Source organism: Chromobacterium sp. FG89, assembly GCF_057808735.1.
Window position 1 is genome coordinate 67,606 of the sequence record NZ_JBMDIQ010000007.1, and the last position, 15,411, is coordinate 83,016.

The 15,411-nt window shown below is 64.0% G+C and carries 13 protein-coding genes; 4 read left to right on the forward strand and 9 right to left on the reverse strand.

The genetic code is table 11. From position 1 onward, the window contains the following. Positions 1–3: 3 nt before the first annotated feature. The 5 genes from ACODRW_RS09030 to ACODRW_RS09050 all read right to left on the reverse strand — a co-directional run bounded on the left by ACODRW_RS09030 (position 4) and on the right by ACODRW_RS09050 (position 5,648). Positions 4–567, reverse strand: a complete 564-nt coding sequence (locus tag ACODRW_RS09030) for a hypothetical protein (protein ID WP_199225839.1) — start codon at positions 565–567, stop codon at positions 4–6. 18 nt (positions 568–585) lie between these two features. Then, positions 586–1,167, reverse strand: a complete 582-nt coding sequence (locus ACODRW_RS09035) for an LOG family protein (RefSeq protein WP_488905582.1) — start codon at positions 1,165–1,167, stop codon at positions 586–588. Between the two features lie 81 nt (positions 1,168–1,248). Beyond that, positions 1,249–2,322 carry a prephenate dehydratase gene (gene pheA, locus ACODRW_RS09040; protein ID WP_227103307.1) on the reverse strand — a complete coding sequence of 358 codons (1,074 nt, stop codon included), beginning with the start codon at positions 2,320–2,322 and terminating at the stop codon, positions 1,249–1,251. Between the two features lie 395 nt (positions 2,323–2,717). After that, positions 2,718–3,926: an MFS transporter gene (locus ACODRW_RS09045; protein ID WP_166451425.1), complete on the reverse strand. Its 1,209-nt coding sequence runs from the start codon at positions 3,924–3,926 to the stop codon at positions 2,718–2,720. A 267-nt stretch (positions 3,927–4,193) separates the two neighbouring features. Continuing rightward, positions 4,194–5,648 carry an aminoacyl-histidine dipeptidase gene (locus ACODRW_RS09050; RefSeq protein ID WP_227103309.1) on the reverse strand — a complete coding sequence of 485 codons (1,455 nt, stop codon included), beginning with the start codon at positions 5,646–5,648 and terminating at the stop codon, positions 4,194–4,196. Between the two features lie 336 nt (positions 5,649–5,984). Between ACODRW_RS09050 and bluB the strand changes: the two genes are divergently transcribed. The 3 genes from bluB to trpC all read left to right on the forward strand — a co-directional run bounded on the left by bluB (position 5,985) and on the right by trpC (position 8,056). Continuing rightward, entirely contained in the window at positions 5,985–6,626 is a 642-nt protein-coding gene (gene bluB / locus ACODRW_RS09055; protein ID WP_227103314.1) for a 5,6-dimethylbenzimidazole synthase, read from the forward strand. Between the two features lie 31 nt (positions 6,627–6,657). After that, positions 6,658–7,170: a prolyl-tRNA synthetase associated domain-containing protein gene (locus ACODRW_RS09060; RefSeq protein ID WP_488905583.1), complete on the forward strand. Its 513-nt coding sequence runs from the start codon at positions 6,658–6,660 to the stop codon at positions 7,168–7,170. A 79-nt stretch (positions 7,171–7,249) separates the two neighbouring features. Continuing rightward, positions 7,250–8,056 carry an indole-3-glycerol phosphate synthase TrpC gene (gene trpC, locus ACODRW_RS09065; RefSeq protein ID WP_227103318.1) on the forward strand — a complete coding sequence of 269 codons (807 nt, stop codon included), beginning with the start codon at positions 7,250–7,252 and terminating at the stop codon, positions 8,054–8,056. Positions 8,057–8,067: 11 nt separating this feature from the next. Here the strand turns inward: trpC and ACODRW_RS09070 are convergent, their stop codons facing one another. The 3 genes from ACODRW_RS09070 to ACODRW_RS09080 form a co-directional block, all read right to left on the reverse strand. Then, positions 8,068–8,979, reverse strand: a complete 912-nt coding sequence (locus tag ACODRW_RS09070) for a lipase secretion chaperone (protein WP_488905584.1) — start codon at positions 8,977–8,979, stop codon at positions 8,068–8,070. Beyond that, positions 8,979–9,908, reverse strand: a complete 930-nt coding sequence (locus ACODRW_RS09075; RefSeq protein WP_107798874.1) for an esterase/lipase family protein — start codon at positions 9,906–9,908, stop codon at positions 8,979–8,981. Before ACODRW_RS09075 ends, ACODRW_RS09070 begins: the two co-directional genes overlap by 1 nt. A gap of 297 nt (positions 9,909–10,205) precedes the next feature. Continuing rightward, complete coding sequence (locus ACODRW_RS09080) at positions 10,206–12,341, reverse strand: patatin-like phospholipase family protein (protein WP_488905585.1); 2,136 nt, start codon at positions 12,339–12,341, stop codon at positions 10,206–10,208. A 311-nt stretch (positions 12,342–12,652) separates the two neighbouring features. Between ACODRW_RS09080 and ACODRW_RS09085 the strand changes: the two genes are divergently transcribed. Next, positions 12,653–14,086: a PilZ domain-containing protein gene (locus ACODRW_RS09085; protein ID WP_227103326.1), complete on the forward strand. Its 1,434-nt coding sequence runs from the start codon at positions 12,653–12,655 to the stop codon at positions 14,084–14,086. Between the two features lie 82 nt (positions 14,087–14,168). Here ACODRW_RS09085 and ACODRW_RS09090 read toward each other — a convergent pair whose 3' ends face one another. Further along, positions 14,169–15,371: an acetyl-CoA C-acyltransferase gene (locus tag ACODRW_RS09090; protein WP_488905586.1), complete on the reverse strand. Its 1,203-nt coding sequence runs from the start codon at positions 15,369–15,371 to the stop codon at positions 14,169–14,171. Between the last annotated feature and the right edge of the window lie 40 nt (positions 15,372–15,411).

The window sequence follows — 15,411 nt, forward strand, 5'->3', positions numbered from 1 at the left end:
CCTTCATCGCCGCCAGCGCCGGGCCAAACGCCGTCCCAGCCGCGACCAGAACGACGGACGCTGCGCGCCGCGCCGGAAAAAGCCGGCCAGCGCATGCGCCAGCCGCCACGGCGCCGAAGCATGCAAGCGTTCGAAAATGCGCCCGCGCCAGTAAACGAAGCCATTATACAGCCGCAGGAACCAGGCCACCCGCATCAGCGCAGGCCGGGTCAGCGCAAACAGCCGCGCCGCCAGCGCGGTGCCGCCCAGCTTGGCCAGCAGAATGATCAGCAAGCCCAGCAGCGCGTGGCCGCGTCCGATCAGGAAAAGCGCCGCCAGCTTGACCGGCAGCAGCAAGGCGGCCGGCAACGCGAACATCGCCAAGGCCGCCCACGGCGGCAAGGCGGCGATGCGCCGCTCCAGCGCCGCCAGCGGCGGCCAGGTCGCCAAGCGTCCCAGCGCCGCAGACAACTCGTCCCAGGCGTATTCCTCGAACAGGATGATCAAGGCCGCCAGCAAGGCCGGCGGCCAGGTCAACACCCGTTTCAGCCGGCGCCAGCCCAGCGCCGCCGTTTCCCTTGCGCGCATCTCGGTTTCAGCGCCGGCTCAGGCCTTGGCCAGGTCCAGCCACTTGGCCACCTCTTGCGGCCGGTAGGCGCGCATCTCCGTCAGCAGCGTGGGCAGGTCCTCGCTGATGCGGAACAGGTCCATATTGCCGGGGCGGGCGAAGCCTTCGGCCACCGCGTGCTCCATCATCCGGTGCAAGGGCTGGTAATAGCCGGCGGCGTCGAGCAGGCCCACCGGCTTGCCATGCAAGGACAGCTGGCCCCAGGTCAGGATCTCGAACAATTCGTCGAAAGTGCCGAAGCCGCCCGGCAAGGCGATGAAGCCGTCGGACAACTCCGCCATCAGCGCTTTGCGCTGATGCATGGTTTTGGTGACATGAATCTCCGTCAGGCCGGTATGCGCCACTTCCTTGGCCTTGAGAAACTCCGGAATCACGCCGACGACCTTGCCGCCGGCCGCCAGCGCGGCGTCCGCCGCCACGCCCATCAGGCCGACCTTGCCGGCGCCGTAAACCAGGGTCACGCCCTGCTCGGCCAAGGTGCGGCCAAAATCGCGCGCGGCCGCTTCGTATTCGGGCTTGGCGCCCTTATTGGAGCCGCAAAACAGACAGATGGCTTTCATTTTTATTTTTCCCCTATTGAAACATCAGCGTCAAAAACACAACGGGCCGCTGCGCGGCCCGCTTGCATCCCCCTCCGGCGCTCAAAGCACCGCGAGCGGATAAGAACCCAATACCTTGACGAAGGAAGTGCACTCGGCGAGGCCGGCCAAGGCCTGGCGCACATTGGCGTCGTCTCTATGCCCCTCCATATCGATGAAGAACACATAGTCCCACAGCCCGGCGCGCGAAGGCCGCGACTCGAACTTGCTCATGGACACGCCATTGCCGGCGATGGGCGCCAGCAGATGGTGCACCGCGCCCGGGCGGTTGGGCGCGGACACCACGACCGAAGTCTTGTCCTGACCGGTCACGCCCACGTCCTGCAGCCCCAGCACCAGGAAACGAGTGGTGTTGTTGGGCTCGTCCTCGATATTGGACGCCAGCTTCAGCAAGGCGTAGCGCTCGGCCGCGGCCTGACCGGCGATCGCCGCCGCGCCCTCGTCTTCGGCCGCCAGCCGCGCCGCTTCGGCGTTGCTGGCCACCGACACCCGCTCCACCGCCTCCGGCAGATTCTTGTTCAGCCACTCGTGGCACTGCGCCAGCGCCTGGGCGTGGGCGTACACGCGGCGGATGCCGTCCAGGCCCTCCACCTTGCGCAGCAAATGGTGATGGATGCGCAGCACCACTTCGCCGCAAATCTTCAGCGGGCTGGTCACCATCAGGTCCAACGTGCGGCCCACCGCGCCTTCGGTGGAGTTTTCCACCGGCGCCACCACGTAATCCAGGCCGCGCGACTCCACCAGGCGGAAGGCCTCGTCGATCGAGCTACAGGCCACGGTGCGCGCCGCGTGGCCGAAATGCTTGAGCGTGGCCAGCTGGCTGAACGTGCCTTCCGGCCCCAGATAGGCGATGGACAAGGGCTTTTCCAGCGCCAGGCATTCGGACATCACCTCGCGGAACAAGCGCGCCACCGACTCGCCCGGCAAGGGGCCGGGATTCAGTTCTTTGACGCGGCGCAGCACCTGCGCCTCGCGCTCGGGCCGATAAATGATGCCGCCGCCCTTGATCTCGCCGATTTCGCGCGCATGGGTGGCGCGCTGGTTAAGCAGATTGAGGATTTCCACATCGATGTTGTCGATGGCGTCGCGGTGCTGTTTAAGTAAATGTTCCGACACGGCTTCCAGTCTTTCTCTATTGCACACATCCTGTGAAGACGCGCCGCCCGGCTTGGCCGCGAGCGCGTCTCTAAACACTCAGTTTCCGCGAGATGAGCCAGGCTCGCAAGCCTTTGTCGCGAGAAAACCCAAGAGACCAGCCCGCGCTTAGAACGTGTTTACGATCTTGCGAGCTAGAGCGAGACAAGGCGAAAACGACGGAGAAAGCGGAGTGCGCCGGCATTCCAAAGACGCTCTCAACACCGTATCGCCGAAACGCCGCGGACCTTGAACCGCTTCCTAGCCAAAGCAGGTCCACACCCGGTTGGCCAGATCCACCACGAAATCCGCGCGCAGATACATCCCGGTCAGCCAGGCCAGCAGCAAGACCGCGCCGATGGAAAACAACCAGGTTCTCACGCGTCCTCCTTGGCGAAACTGGCCGACGGGGTTTCCCGCACCGGCAGATTGGCGGCGGCGGCCAGCAAACCCAGCGCTATCGCCAGCATCCACACCAGATCGTAGTTGCCGAGCAGATCGTAAAGCGCCCCGCCCAGCCACACCCCCAGGAAGCTGCCCACCTGATGCGAGAAAAACACCGCGCCGGACAACATGCCCAAGTGACGCACGCCAAACATGCCGGCGATCACCCCATTGGTCAGCGGCACCGTGGACAGCCACAGAAAGCCCATCGCCGCGGCGAACACCGCCACCGAAACGCCGCTGAGCGGCAGCAGAAGGAAGACCGCGATCACCACGCTGCGCGCCAGGTAAATGAAACTGAGCAGGCCGGGCTTGGACCAGCGGCTGCCCAGTTCGCCAAAGGCCATGGTGCCGAAGATGTTGAACAGGCCGATCAAGGCCAGCGCCAGGCTGGCGACGCCGCCGCCCAGGCCGTGGTCGCGCAGATAGGCCGGCAGATGCACGCCGATGAACACCACCTGGAAGCCGCAGACGAAATAACCGGCCATCAAGAGGCGGAAGCCGCGCTCCGCCCAGGCGGCGGCGAAGGTATCGGCCATGCTGCGCAACAAATGCGCGCTCGCAGCGCTTTGCGCCGGCCGGTCCTCGCGCGCCAGCCAGCCGGACAGCGGCAGCATCAAGGCCGCGCAGCCGGCCAGAATCAGCAAGGCCGGCAACCAGCCCAGGCCGTCGATCAAGCCCTGCTCCACCGGAATCATCGCGAACTGGCCGAAAGAGCCCGCCGCCGCGACGATGCCCATCGCCCGCGAGCGATAGGCCGGCGGCACGCTACGCGCCACCACGCCGAAAATCACGCTGTAGGTGACACAGGACAAGGCCAGGCCGAGCAGCACGCCGGCCGACAGAGAAAACAGCAAGGGCGTGCCTGAGACCGTCATCAAAGCCAGGCCGGCGACGTAAAGCAAGGCCCCGCCCAGCAACACCTTGCCGGAGCCGTGCCTATCCGCCAGCGCGCCGGCGAAGGGCTGCGCCAGGCCCCAGACCAGGTTTTGCAGGCCCAGCGCGAAGGCGAAGGCTTCCCGGCTCCAGCCGAAGGCCTGAGTCATCGGCGGCATGAAAAAGCCGAAGCCATGGCGTATGCCCATGGCCAGCGACACGATCAGGCCGCCGGTCAGCAATAATCGCTTGATGGAATCGTTCATCGCTTGTCTCCATGCGAAAGATGAGCCTGTTCAAAATCTCGCGCACCAGGGCGAGGCAAGGCCTTGCGGCTGAAAAAGCGATGAGCGGGTTTTCAACGCCCCTTTAACCATCCGTCTCGCGCTACGCGGCGGACTTTGAACAAGGACTAACAGCAGCGCGGCTGTTGTGATCAGTTGTGATCATAGGGCAAAACCAGGACGGCAAAAACAAAACCGGCCAGCGCTGGCGCCGGCCGGTGTTCGCTTCAAACCGTCAAGGACCGCGATTTAGCGCGCGGGCACCGCGGCCAGCACCGCCTTCAGCAAATGCCAGGCCTTGCCCACCGACTCCACTTCCACGCGCTCGCCCGGCGCGTGCGCGCCGCGGATATTGGGGCCGAAGGACACCATGTCCATGCCCGGATACTTGGAGCCCAGGATGCCGCACTCCAGGCCGGCGTGGATCACCTGCACCTGGGCCTCGCCGCCGAACTCGCTGGCGTAGACTTGCTGGAACAGGGCCAGCAGCTTGGATTGCGGATTAGGCGCCCAGCCCGGGTAGCCGCCTTCCATGTCCACCTGGCAGCCGGCCAGCAGGAACAGGCTTTCCACTTCGCGCGCCAGCATCCAGGTGCCGGAATCCAGCAAGGAGCGCACCATCAGGTTGGCGAACAGCTTGCCGTCCTCCAGCACCACCACGCCCAGATTGTTGGAGGTTTCCACCACGCCCTCGACGCGCTGGCTCATGCGCTTGACGCCATGCGGCGCCGCGTGCAGCGCGGCGAAGATGGCGCCTTGGTCGGCGCGCGCCAGCACCTTGTCCAGCTCAATCCGCTCCTGCACCACGGTGACGCCTTCGTCGACGCCGGCCAGTTCGAAACGCAGCAGGCTTTGGAAGGCGTCCAGCTTGGCCGCCACCTTGGCCGCGTCGGCGGCCGGGAAGGCCACGGCGGCGAAAGCCTCGCGCGACAAGGCGTTGCGCGCAGTGCCGCCCTTGAACGAGGCCACGCGCAGATCGGTTTCCGCTTCCAGTTCGCGGATCAGGCGGATCAGAATCTTGTTGGCGTTGCCGCGTCCCAGATGGATATCGGCGCCGGAATGGCCGCCGCGCAGCCCCTTGATCACCAGGCTGGCGGCCTGGTAGCCGGCGGGCAGCGTCTCGCTCGCGTAGCCGCGGCTGACGTTGACGTCCACGCCGCCGGCGCAGCCCATATAGAACTCGCCCCACTCCTCGGTATCGATATTGATCAGGTACTGGCCTTGCAGCAGGCCGGTGCCCAGACCCAGCGCGCCGCCCATGCCGGCTTCCTCGTCCAGCGTCAAGAGCACCTCGATCGGACCGTGCGGCACCTCCTCGCTATTGAGCACCGCCATGCCCAGCGCCACGCCTATGCCGTTGTCGGCGCCCAGCGTGGTGTTTTCCGCCACCAGCCAGCCGTCTTGCAGCGTCGGGCGGATCGGGTCTTTGAAGAAGTCGTGCTCGGTGCCGGTGTTGGCCTGGCACACCATGTCCAGATGGCCTTGCAGCACCACGCCGACGCGGTTTTCGTAGCCCGGGGTCGCCGGCTTGCGAATAATCAGGTTGCCCACCTCGTCCACCACGGTGTCCAGGCCGCGCAGTTCCGCCCAGCCTTTCAGGTAGTCGCGCAATTGCTGCTCATGCTTGGACGGACGCGGGATTTCACACAGGGTCTGGAAGTGCTCCCAGACGACTTTGGGTTCTAGTTCTGCAATTCGGGTCACGGAAAGTCCTCTAAATCATCAAGATGCGATAGCGGTTCGGGCTATGGCCGAACGCGCCGCGCCAGGCGCGGCGACGTTGGAATTCAGACTGTCAACTTTATCACGCCCGCATGCGCCGCGTCATGTGGGAAACTCATGCCAAAAGCGTCTAATCCGCTGAATCGCTTGACCGAAGTCATGAGTCCGCCGGCAAGCGCCGCCATGCTATTTGCCAGCTGTGACAAAGCCGCTATCCTCCGACACTGAATAATCCCCGCATCTGTTTGTCAGAGCCTGTTCAAAGGCTGGCGAGCTGGAGCGCCGCAGACTTGAACAGCATCTAAAGAAAGGCCCGCCATGCACCGTTACCCCGATCAAGACATCGCCGCCATTTACCGGGTGATAGAGCAGCGGCGCGATATGCGCCATTTTCTGCCGGACCCGGTGGACCCGGCGCTGCTGCGCCGCCTCTTGGAAGCCGCCCACCACGCGCCCAGCGTCGGCTATATGCAGCCGTGGCGCTTCATCCGCATCGCGGACCGCGGCCTGCGCGAAAAAATAGGCGCGCTGGTGGACGCGGAGCGCTTGCGCACCGCGGATCAACTGGGCGAGCGCCAGGCGGAATTCCTGCGCCTGAAAGTGGAAGGCATCCGCGACTGCGGCGAGGTGCTGGTGGCCGCCCTGATGGACGGCCGCGAACGCCATGTGTTCGGCCGCCGCACCTTGCCGGAGATGGATCTGGCCTCGGTGGCCTGCGCCATCCAGAACCTGTGGCTGGCGGCGCGCGCCGAAGGCCTGGGCATGGGCTGGGTGTCACTGTTCGACCCCGTCGCGCTCTCCGCGCTGCTGGGCATGCCGGAAGGCGCCAAGCCCATCGCCGTGCTCTGCCTCGGCCATGTCGCCGAGTTCTACGCCCAACCGATGCTGGAACAGGAAAAGTGGGCCAGCCGCCAGCCGCTGGAGCAACTGGTGTTCGAAGACCGCTGGCGCGACCATTGAGCCCCCCGCGTCGCCATGCTAGCCTGAGACGATGGAACACACTCTGTACGACTTTCTCGATCAGCACCAGATCCGCCATCAGCGCTTCGACCACCCGCCGGTCTACACCTGCGAAGAAGCCGCGCGCCTGACGCCGGGCCTGCCCGGCGCGGAATGCAAAAACCTGTTTCTATGCGACGCCAAGGGCCGCCAGCACGTGTTGCTGGCGGTGCCGGCCGACGCCGGCGTCGACATCAAGGCCCTGGGCGAGCAACTGGAGCTCAAAGGCCTGCGCTTCGCCTCGCCGGAGCGCCTGCAACGCTATCTGGGCCTGACGCCGGGCGCGGTGACGCTATTGGCCGCCTTCAACGACCGCGACCGCCAGGTCGCCGTCGTCGTCGATCAGGACTTGAGCCGCCGGGACGCCATCCTCTGCCACCCCCTGGTCAATACCAGCACGCTGGCGCTGCCGATGGCGGAGCTGATGCGCTTCCTGGACCTGACCGGCCACGCGCCGCGCATCGTCGAGGTGCCGCGCCGGCAGGAGCAAGCCGGCCGGCCCTGAGCGCCGTGGCTTGTCAAGGCCACGGCAGTTCCTGCATGATGGTCGTTTCTTTCGATTCGCCCGGATTGCAGACCCAAGCATGTCAGACATACTCAACACCATCATCGCCACCAAGCGTGAAGAAATCGCCGCCGCCTTGCGCCAGCAATCGCTGAGCGCGGTCCGCGCCGCAGCGGAAGCGCGCAGCGGCGATCGTCGCGATTTTGTCGCCGCACTGCGCGCCAAACACGCGCTGGGCCAGGCCGCGGTCATCGCCGAGATCAAAAAAGCCAGCCCGAGCAAGGGCGTGATCCGCGAGGACTTCCGTCCGGCCGACATCGCCGCCAGCTACGCCGAACACGGCGCGGCCTGCCTGTCGGTGCTGACCGACCGCCAGTATTTCCAGGGCGACGCCGCCTATCTGCAGGCCGCCCGCGCCGCCTGCCGGCTGCCGGTGCTGCGCAAGGACTTCATCGTCGACCCCTACCAGGTATACGAAGCCCGCGCGATGGGGGCCGATTGCATTCTGCTGATCGCCGCCGCGCTGGAACTGCCGCTGATGCGCGAACTGGAGGCCTTGGCGATGGAACTGGGCATGGCGGTGCTGGCCGAGGTGCACGACGCCGAGGAACTGGAACAGGCGCTGCAACTCCAAACCGAGCTGATCGGCGTCAACAACCGCAATCTGCGCAGCTTCGAAGTCAGCCTGGCCACCACGCTGAAGCTGCTGCCGCAAATCGAGAACGGCCGCATCGCCATCACCGAAAGCGGCATCGCCACCGTCGACGACGTGAGGCTGATGCGCAGCCACGAGGTGCACACCTTCCTGGTGGGCGAAGCCTTCATGCGCGAAAAAGAGCCGGGAGAAGGACTCTCCCGGCTGTTTCGAAACCCGACGGACCGCTAAAACATCGCCGGCTATTGCGGCGGGAGGAAAGCGTCCAGCCGCAATTGCTCCTGCGCATTGAAGCGTTGCGCGCGCAAGGCGGTCAGCGCCTGCTGTCTTTGCGCGGCGTCCAGACCGGGCGCCGCCCGCAAGCGCTGCGCCTCCCGTCGGTAGCCGTCTATACGCGCCTGCCACTGAGCCTGTTCGCGATCCAGCTGCGACAAACGGTCGGCGGCGGCCTGCCCCACCATGCCGGCGCGCAAGGCGTACAACTCCTGCTCGCCGCCGCCCTTCTTCCTCAGAGCCGCCTCCGCCTCCGCCAGCGCCAGATGCTTGACCGGCTCCTGCCGCGCCGCGCGCAGCTCGGCCGGCAAAGCCGTCTCCAAGGCCTTGAGCCTAGCCGCCTTCTGCTCCGCGCTCAAACCGGCGTCGGCGGCGATGTGCAGCCGCTGGACGGTGAAGTCGTCGTAAACGTCCTCATCGCCAAACAAGCCCGCCACCTCGCTTGCGGACAGGAATTGCAGACGCAACGCCCTCATCCGCTGCAAACCCTCAGCCGCGTTTCCCGCCGCCAGCTTGGTCTCGCTCAAGGCTCGCCGATAGGCGACGTAACGGTCGAACAAGGCCAAAGCCTGCCCCAAGGCCGCGGCGCCCAATTGCGATTGCAAGGCCTGCTGCACCGCCTTGCGCACCGCCGGCAAGTCCCGCTCCCCCAGCGTCGCCAACTGGTAATCGAACAAGCGCCGCAGCTCCGCGTCCACTCTCAGCGCCCCGCTCGCCTCCACGCGCGCTTGGCCATCCGCCTGGGTGCCGCGCAAGGACGGCGCCGCCGCCGGCGCGGCGACTCCGGTTTGCGCCGCCGCGTCGTCGGCTCCGGACACGCACAGCCAGCCCAGCGCGGCCAGCAGCAGCGCGCAGCCCCACCCCATCCAGGCCCGCAGCATCACAGGCCCGTGTTCTTCAGGCGATTGGCCTGCTGCCGGTACAAGCTCACCGGGCTGACCTCGAACAGGCTGACCAGACCAAAGCTCTGATTGATCTCGTTGACGTGGTTCATCCGGTAGTTATCGCGGATCACCTGACCCAGATGCGCGGAGCAGGCGCTGACCAGGCCATCGGTGGGCGTGGAGCCGAAGGCCAGGCCCAGCACGCCCATCGGCACCGACAGCGGATCCAGCACATTGGTGACGGTGGCCGAACCGGTCCATGAATAGTAGCGGATGCCGTTGACCTGATAATCGCCCTCGCCGCAAGCGCTGGTCGGCACCCCTTGCGGGAATTTGGCGCTGAAGGCGGAGGCTCCCGCCGTGGTCAGGGAATCCAACGCGCCCACCGGATATTGCGGCTGCCCGGTGGTGCCGGCGAAGAACTGCATCACCGCGGTCAAGGCCTTGGCCACCGCGGACGCCACCGCCTCGGACACCGATCCCGGAGGCGCGACGCCGCGCACGATGTCGGCCACCGCCGACCCCTTGTTGACCCCGCCCACCGAAGTGACCGAAGCCACCAGGTCCGGCCGCACCCCGGCCACGTAGCGCGCCGTGGGCGCGCCCTGGCTATGGCCGATCAGATTGACCTTGGCGGCGCCGGTGATGGCGATGATTTTTTGCACCTGCTGCAGCAACTGCTCGCCGCGCGCCTCATTGCTGTTCAGCGCGGACACCTCAGCCACGAACACCTGCGCGCCGTCGGCGCGCAAGGCCGCCGGCACTTGATAAAAATAATCCACTCCCAACAACTGGCCAAAACCGAACAAGCCATGCACCAGCACGATGGGGTAGCGCGTCTGGGTATAGCCGCCGGCGGCGTGGGCGGCGGACAGGGGCAACAGCAGGCCCAGACACAGCAATGCTCCGTGTAACAACTTCTTCATGGTGTTTCTCCTCTAGTTGATCAATGCGGGCTGAGTAATTGCTCTTATTTGCATGCCCAAGATTGGTAATAGGAGAAAGCGGTCCAAAACACCAGAATTATTCAAACGTTTGTATTTTTACGTCACATATCAACAACAGAAAATACAAGAACTTAAAATTCAACCGTCCGAAAGATCGATAAGCGTGGGCCGGAGCAGCCGTTCGCCCCCACCAGGCCAATAAAAACAAAACGCTATATGGCGGCTGCCATATAGCGTTTTTAGTTTGATGAGCCTCAGGCCCAAGCCACAATCGACTCAGTAGTCGGACCCCAGATACAGATAGGCGGTGGGTTTGCCGCCCTTGGCGGTGCCGACGCCAAGGAAGAACGGCCCGATGATGGTGTCCGCGGCGAGGAAGACCGAGCCGGCGGGAATCCAATCGGTGTTTTGCGATACCGAGTCGTCAAAGCTGATACGCCCCCAAATCTTGCCCAGCTCCATCGAAACGCCGGCGTAGACGCCGGAACCAATTGCCGACGGCAGGCTGGACGCTCGCCAATACAGCATCGAGCGGAACAGCGACGAGCGAATGCCCACCAATTCGGAATCCTGATAACCGCTCAGATTCAAGAAGCCGCCCAGCGATCTGGGCAAGGTCTGGGTACCCTCTCTGTTGTCGAGATTCAAAGCGCCCTTGTTCTTGGCGGTCAAGCGCATCGTCACGCTGCCCAGTGTCTTGACATACTCCATGGCCGTATCGTAGTTGGTCAGATTGACATCGCTGCCCCAGGACGGAATGCTCTTGGTCACCCGGCCGCTAAAGAAATACCCGGCACGCGGCCAGCGCGGATTGTCGAACTGATCCACCACCAGGCTAGTGCTGATCCCGGTATCCCTATAATTGAACGGCGCCACACCAGAAGCCCATGTCACACGCGAGCCAAAGTGATTATCGTCCCGGTACGCACCAATCCTCCACTCGCCGTAACGCCCCAAGGCCACGCCGCCATCCAGACGCACGCTGCCCACATCATTGTTCCACGCCATATTCAGCGTATGGTCAGCGTTATAAATCGACAAAAAATCCTGTCGATACCCAAAGGACGCCGCGCCGAACACCGGGCTGCCCTCGTACAGCGGCTGGTACCACTCAGTCTTGAACAGCTTGTTCTGGCCGATGGACACATCGTTGCGCCAGGCGCCGCCGGCGCTATTGGCATTGCGCCATTCATGCGAAGCCAAAAAGTTGAAATTGCTCTCGCCCGGCGTCGCGCTGCTGAGATTCAGGCCGAAGCGCAGGAAGTTAGGGCCTATGCTGCGCTCCAGCGGCGACACCGTCATCACATTGCGGCCGGACACACTGTCCACGCGGTAGGTCAACCGGTCGTAGTCGCCGCCGGCGAACACACCGCGCAGACGGGTCTGAGCGCTGCTGATCGGCTCCACCACCGAGGAGAAAGCCAGCGATTTGGCCAGTTGCTCCGGCTTGGTGAACTGGCCGGGCTTGCCTTCCACCTGAATCTTGTCGATCAAGGGGAAGTGCGGCCGCTCCAAACGGCGCTTCCACGCCGCGTACTCTTCTTCCGACACCGAATAGGCCGACAGCTGCTTGGCCAGAGCCTTGGCCGCCTCCTCGCCGCGCTGGGTGATTGCCTGGTGTTCGCTGAAAGAGGCCGCGGTATAGCCGCTCAAATCCGGCTTGATCACCAGATCGCGCTTATCCAGCTTCCGCAACTGCTCCTTGGCATTGCGGCTGACCATCAGATTGGAAGTCTGCGCCACCACATCGAACAGGCTGTTGATCTCTTTCGCCTTCATCAGCGGCGTGGACACGTCGACGACGATCACCCGATCGGCGCAGCGGCCTTTGACATCCTGAATCGGCAGATTGCGTGCCAGGCCGCCGTCCACCAGCAGGCGGCCATCGTCGTCTTCTATCAGATCGAACAAGCCCGGCACCGCCATGCTGGCGCGCAGCGCGCGCGCCAGCGAGCCCTGCGCGAACACCACCGGTTCACCGGTGGCCAGATCGGTGGCCACCGCGCGAAACGGGATCGGCAACTGATCAAAACTGCCCACCACGCGATCACGCGTCAGCTTGTGGATGTACAGCTCGATTTCCTGCGAATTGATCGCACTACGCGGCACTTTCAGGCCGTCCTTCTTCAAGCCAAAGGTAACGTCCAGATAGTTCTTGTAATCGTCGCGCTTGCGATCGTAGGGCACGTCCGCCCGCGTCGGCTTGCCGGAGAGCAAGGCGTCCCAATCGGCGGCGTCGAACTCGTGCTCCATCTGCGCCAAAGGCAGCCCATTCGCATAAATACCACCAATCAGGGCGCCGGCGCTGGTCCCCGCGATACAGGCGATGGGAATCCGCAAACGCTCCAGCTCCTTCAGCACCCCCAGGTGGGCGAAACCGCGCGCGCCGCCGCCACCCAGTACCAAACCCACGCCTTGCGGCGGATATGCGCCAAGCTCTTCCCCGTTGCCCGCCCAGGCCGTTTGCGACAAAACCCCGAGCAACAGCAGCGATGTCAGCCGCTGTCGCCGATTCCAGCGATTGTTATTTGTAAGCATATGGGTAAATAATGAGAATTACCGTTTCACCCACGCCTGTGCGTGGCGTAAGATATAGCGATATGCCAATGAAAACATAATTTCCTATAAAGCCGGGCTAAATGTTTGACTTCAAATCACTAGTCAGTTCCCTACTGAACAAAAACACGACTGCCTCCGAAGTGGCGCAGTCTGCAACGCTATTAGTGCGCGACCTGCCTGAAACCGAGTATTTCGGCGCCTTGGTGGAAATCATCAAAGCCGTCGCCAAAATCAATACCGACACCGATATCTCGCTGAAAGAGCGCGTCAAGACCCTGGTCTACGTCGACGACAAGGCCAACAACATCCATCGCCAGCTGTGCCGGGACTATTTGCAGTCCAAAGGCGGCAGCAAAGGCTATCTGCCCACCATCCTCGCCTACTGGCACGAGCTGTCCTCCGCCTACCAGATCTGCCTGAGACTGTACAAAAGCCACCCCAACGCGGTGCCGGAAGACGAAATCCGCATCGTCACCATCCGCGGCCTGCATCATCAGATGCGGCTGATCGCCTGGAACTCCCTGCGCTATCTGAAGCCGGAAGGCGCCGCCTGGCAAAACGGTTTCCGCTTTTTCAGCCAGGCGGAGGAAAGCGGTTTTTCCCGGCACCCGATCAAGCTTTATCTGAACAGCCCGGACGAATTCAGCTGTGAACAACTACTGATCCAGGCCGGCATGCTCTTCCTGGCGCAGACCGACAATATGCTGCACAAGGAGATCATCGCGGTAGACCAGTTGCTGATGATGCTGAGCCAGAGCATTCCGCTGGACAAACAGCCGCCGGTGGAAGAGCCCATCTTCGTCTACAACCTGTCGATGCCCGAACCGCCGCAAGCCATGCTGCGCGGCATGGCCGGCAAATGGCACCGCTACTGGTCCGCTTACGAGATCACCAGCCGCCTGGCGGATCTGATGTTCGATCTGGACAGGCGGATCCCTCCCGCCCTGGCGGCCATGGACGGCGGGCTGGAGCGCGAGGAATGGGCCATTCTATGCGAAAAACTGGCCATTCGCTGGTCTACCGACGGCGGCAAATCGCTGCGCAAGTCGGAGCGCTCGCTGCACGCGTCCAACGCCCACGTCAGCATAGGCTTCGAACGCGTCGCCTATCAGGTCAAGGTTCAGGACGTGCCGACGCAGGATCCCGAGCGCGCCAGCGATTGGCGCATCAACGACATCAGTTCCACCGGCATGGGCCTCACCTTCATCGGCAAGGCGGTGGAACAGCTGGCCATCGGCCGCGTCATCCTGGTCAAAGCGGACAATCACCCGCAGCTGCTGGGCGTGATCCGCCGCATCCTGCGCCAAAGCAACGGCACCAAGGTGGGCATAGAAATCCTCGGACAAAACCCCGTCGGCGTATCGCTACTGGACCCCGAGCACTCGGAATCCCCGCCCTCCACCGCCATCTACATCACCCAGCCCAACTCCCGCAAAGGCCAGCGCTACTTCCTGATGCCCAAGGCCCTGACGCTGCCGGACAAGCAATTGGTGCTAGCGGCGCAAGGCAAGTCTTACCAGATTCGCCTCAAAACCCCGCAGCACGAATACGAGGACTGCAGCCACAGCGACTTCGACACGCTGTCCAAGGTGGACTAAGCCCCGCCCTCCGCCGCACGGCGGGCAATAAAAAACCGGCTCGCCATGGCGAGCCGGTTTTTTTACGCGAGAACCGTCCCGCTTACAAGACTTCGATGATGCCGGCGGCGCCCATGCCGGTGCCGATGCACATGGTCACCATGCCGTAGCCCTTCTGGCCGGCGTCGCGCATGCCGTGCACCAAGGTGGCGGTGCGGATGGCGCCGGTGGCGCCCAGCGGGTGACCCAGAGCGATGGCGCCGCCATGCGGGTTGACCTTGGAGGTATCCAGCTCCAGATCGCGGATCACCGCCAAAGCCTGTGCCGCAAACGCCTCGTTCAGTTCGATCCACTTCAGGTCGTCCTGCTTCAGGCCCGCCTGGCTCAAAGCGGCCGGGATCGCCTCTTTCGGACCAATGCCCATGATTTCCGGCGGCACGCCCTTGACCGCGAAAGTGACGTAGCGGCCCAGCGGAGTCAGATTGAACTCCTTGAGCACGCGCTCGGACACCAGAATCACCGCGCCGGCGCCGTCGGACATCTGCGAGGAATTGCCGGCGGTGACCGAACCCTTGGCGTCGAACACCGTTTTCAGCTTGGCTAGGCCTTCCAGCGTGGTCTCGCGGCGCGGGCCTTCGTCGGTGTCCAGCACGCGGGTCTTGACCGCCACTTCGCCGGTTTCCAGATTGGGCGTGCGGTAGGTCGCCTCCAGCGGCGTGATCTCGCTCTTGAACTTGCCGCCGTCGATCGCGGCCAGCGCGCGGCGGTGCGATTCCACCGCGAACGCGTCCTGGTCTTCGCGCGACACGCCCCACTGCTGCGCCACTTTTTCGGCGGTCAGGCCCATGCCGTAAGCGATGCCGTAGTTTTCATCCTTGGCGAAGATTTCCGGGTTCAGCGACACCTTGTTGCCCATCATAGGCACCAGCGACATCGACTCGGCGCCCGCGGCGATCACCACGTCGGCCTCGCCCAGGCGGATACGGTCGGCGGCCATCTGCACCGCGTTGATGCCCGACGAGCAGTAACGGTTGATGGTGATGCCGCCCACGGTATTGGGCAGGCCGGCCAGCAACACGCCGATACGCGCCATGTTCAGACCCTGTTCCGCTTCCGGGAAGGCGCAGCCCACCACGCAGTCGGAAATCAGCTTCGGATCCAGATTAGGCACCTGGGCCAGCGCGCCGGTGATCACGTGCGCCAGCATATCGTCCGGACGCACATGACGCATCATGCCGCGCGGCGCCTTGCCCACCGGCGTGCGGGTGACGGCGACGATGTAAGCTTCTTGTACTTGCTTAACCATTCTTTTGCTCCTTCGCGACCAGCGGCCAGGTCTTCATACC

Bases quoted from the DNA above. Each gene is read 5' to 3' on its own strand.
- ACODRW_RS09045 (WP_166451425.1), bottom strand. From the start codon at position 3,926: ATGAACGATTCCATCAAGCGATTATTGCTGACCGGCGGCCTGATCGTG.
- ACODRW_RS09060 (WP_488905583.1), top strand. From the start codon at position 6,658: ATGGAACACACTCTGTACGACTTTCTCGATCAGCACCAGATCCGCCAT.
- ACODRW_RS09090 (WP_488905586.1), bottom strand. From the start codon at position 15,371: ATGGTTAAGCAAGTACAAGAAGCTTACATCGTCGCCGTCACCCGCACG.
- trpC (WP_227103318.1), top strand. From the start codon at position 7,250: ATGTCAGACATACTCAACACCATCATCGCCACCAAGCGTGAAGAAATC.
- bluB (WP_227103314.1), top strand. From the start codon at position 5,985: ATGCACCGTTACCCCGATCAAGACATCGCCGCCATTTACCGGGTGATA.
- ACODRW_RS09075 (WP_107798874.1), bottom strand. From the start codon at position 9,908: ATGAAGAAGTTGTTACACGGAGCATTGCTGTGTCTGGGCCTGCTGTTG.
- ACODRW_RS09030 (WP_199225839.1), bottom strand. From the start codon at position 567: ATGCGCGCAAGGGAAACGGCGGCGCTGGGCTGGCGCCGGCTGAAACGG.
- ACODRW_RS09070 (WP_488905584.1), bottom strand. From the start codon at position 8,979: ATGCTGCGGGCCTGGATGGGGTGGGGCTGCGCGCTGCTGCTGGCCGCG.
- ACODRW_RS09035 (WP_488905582.1), bottom strand. From the start codon at position 1,167: ATGAAAGCCATCTGTCTGTTTTGCGGCTCCAATAAGGGCGCCAAGCCC.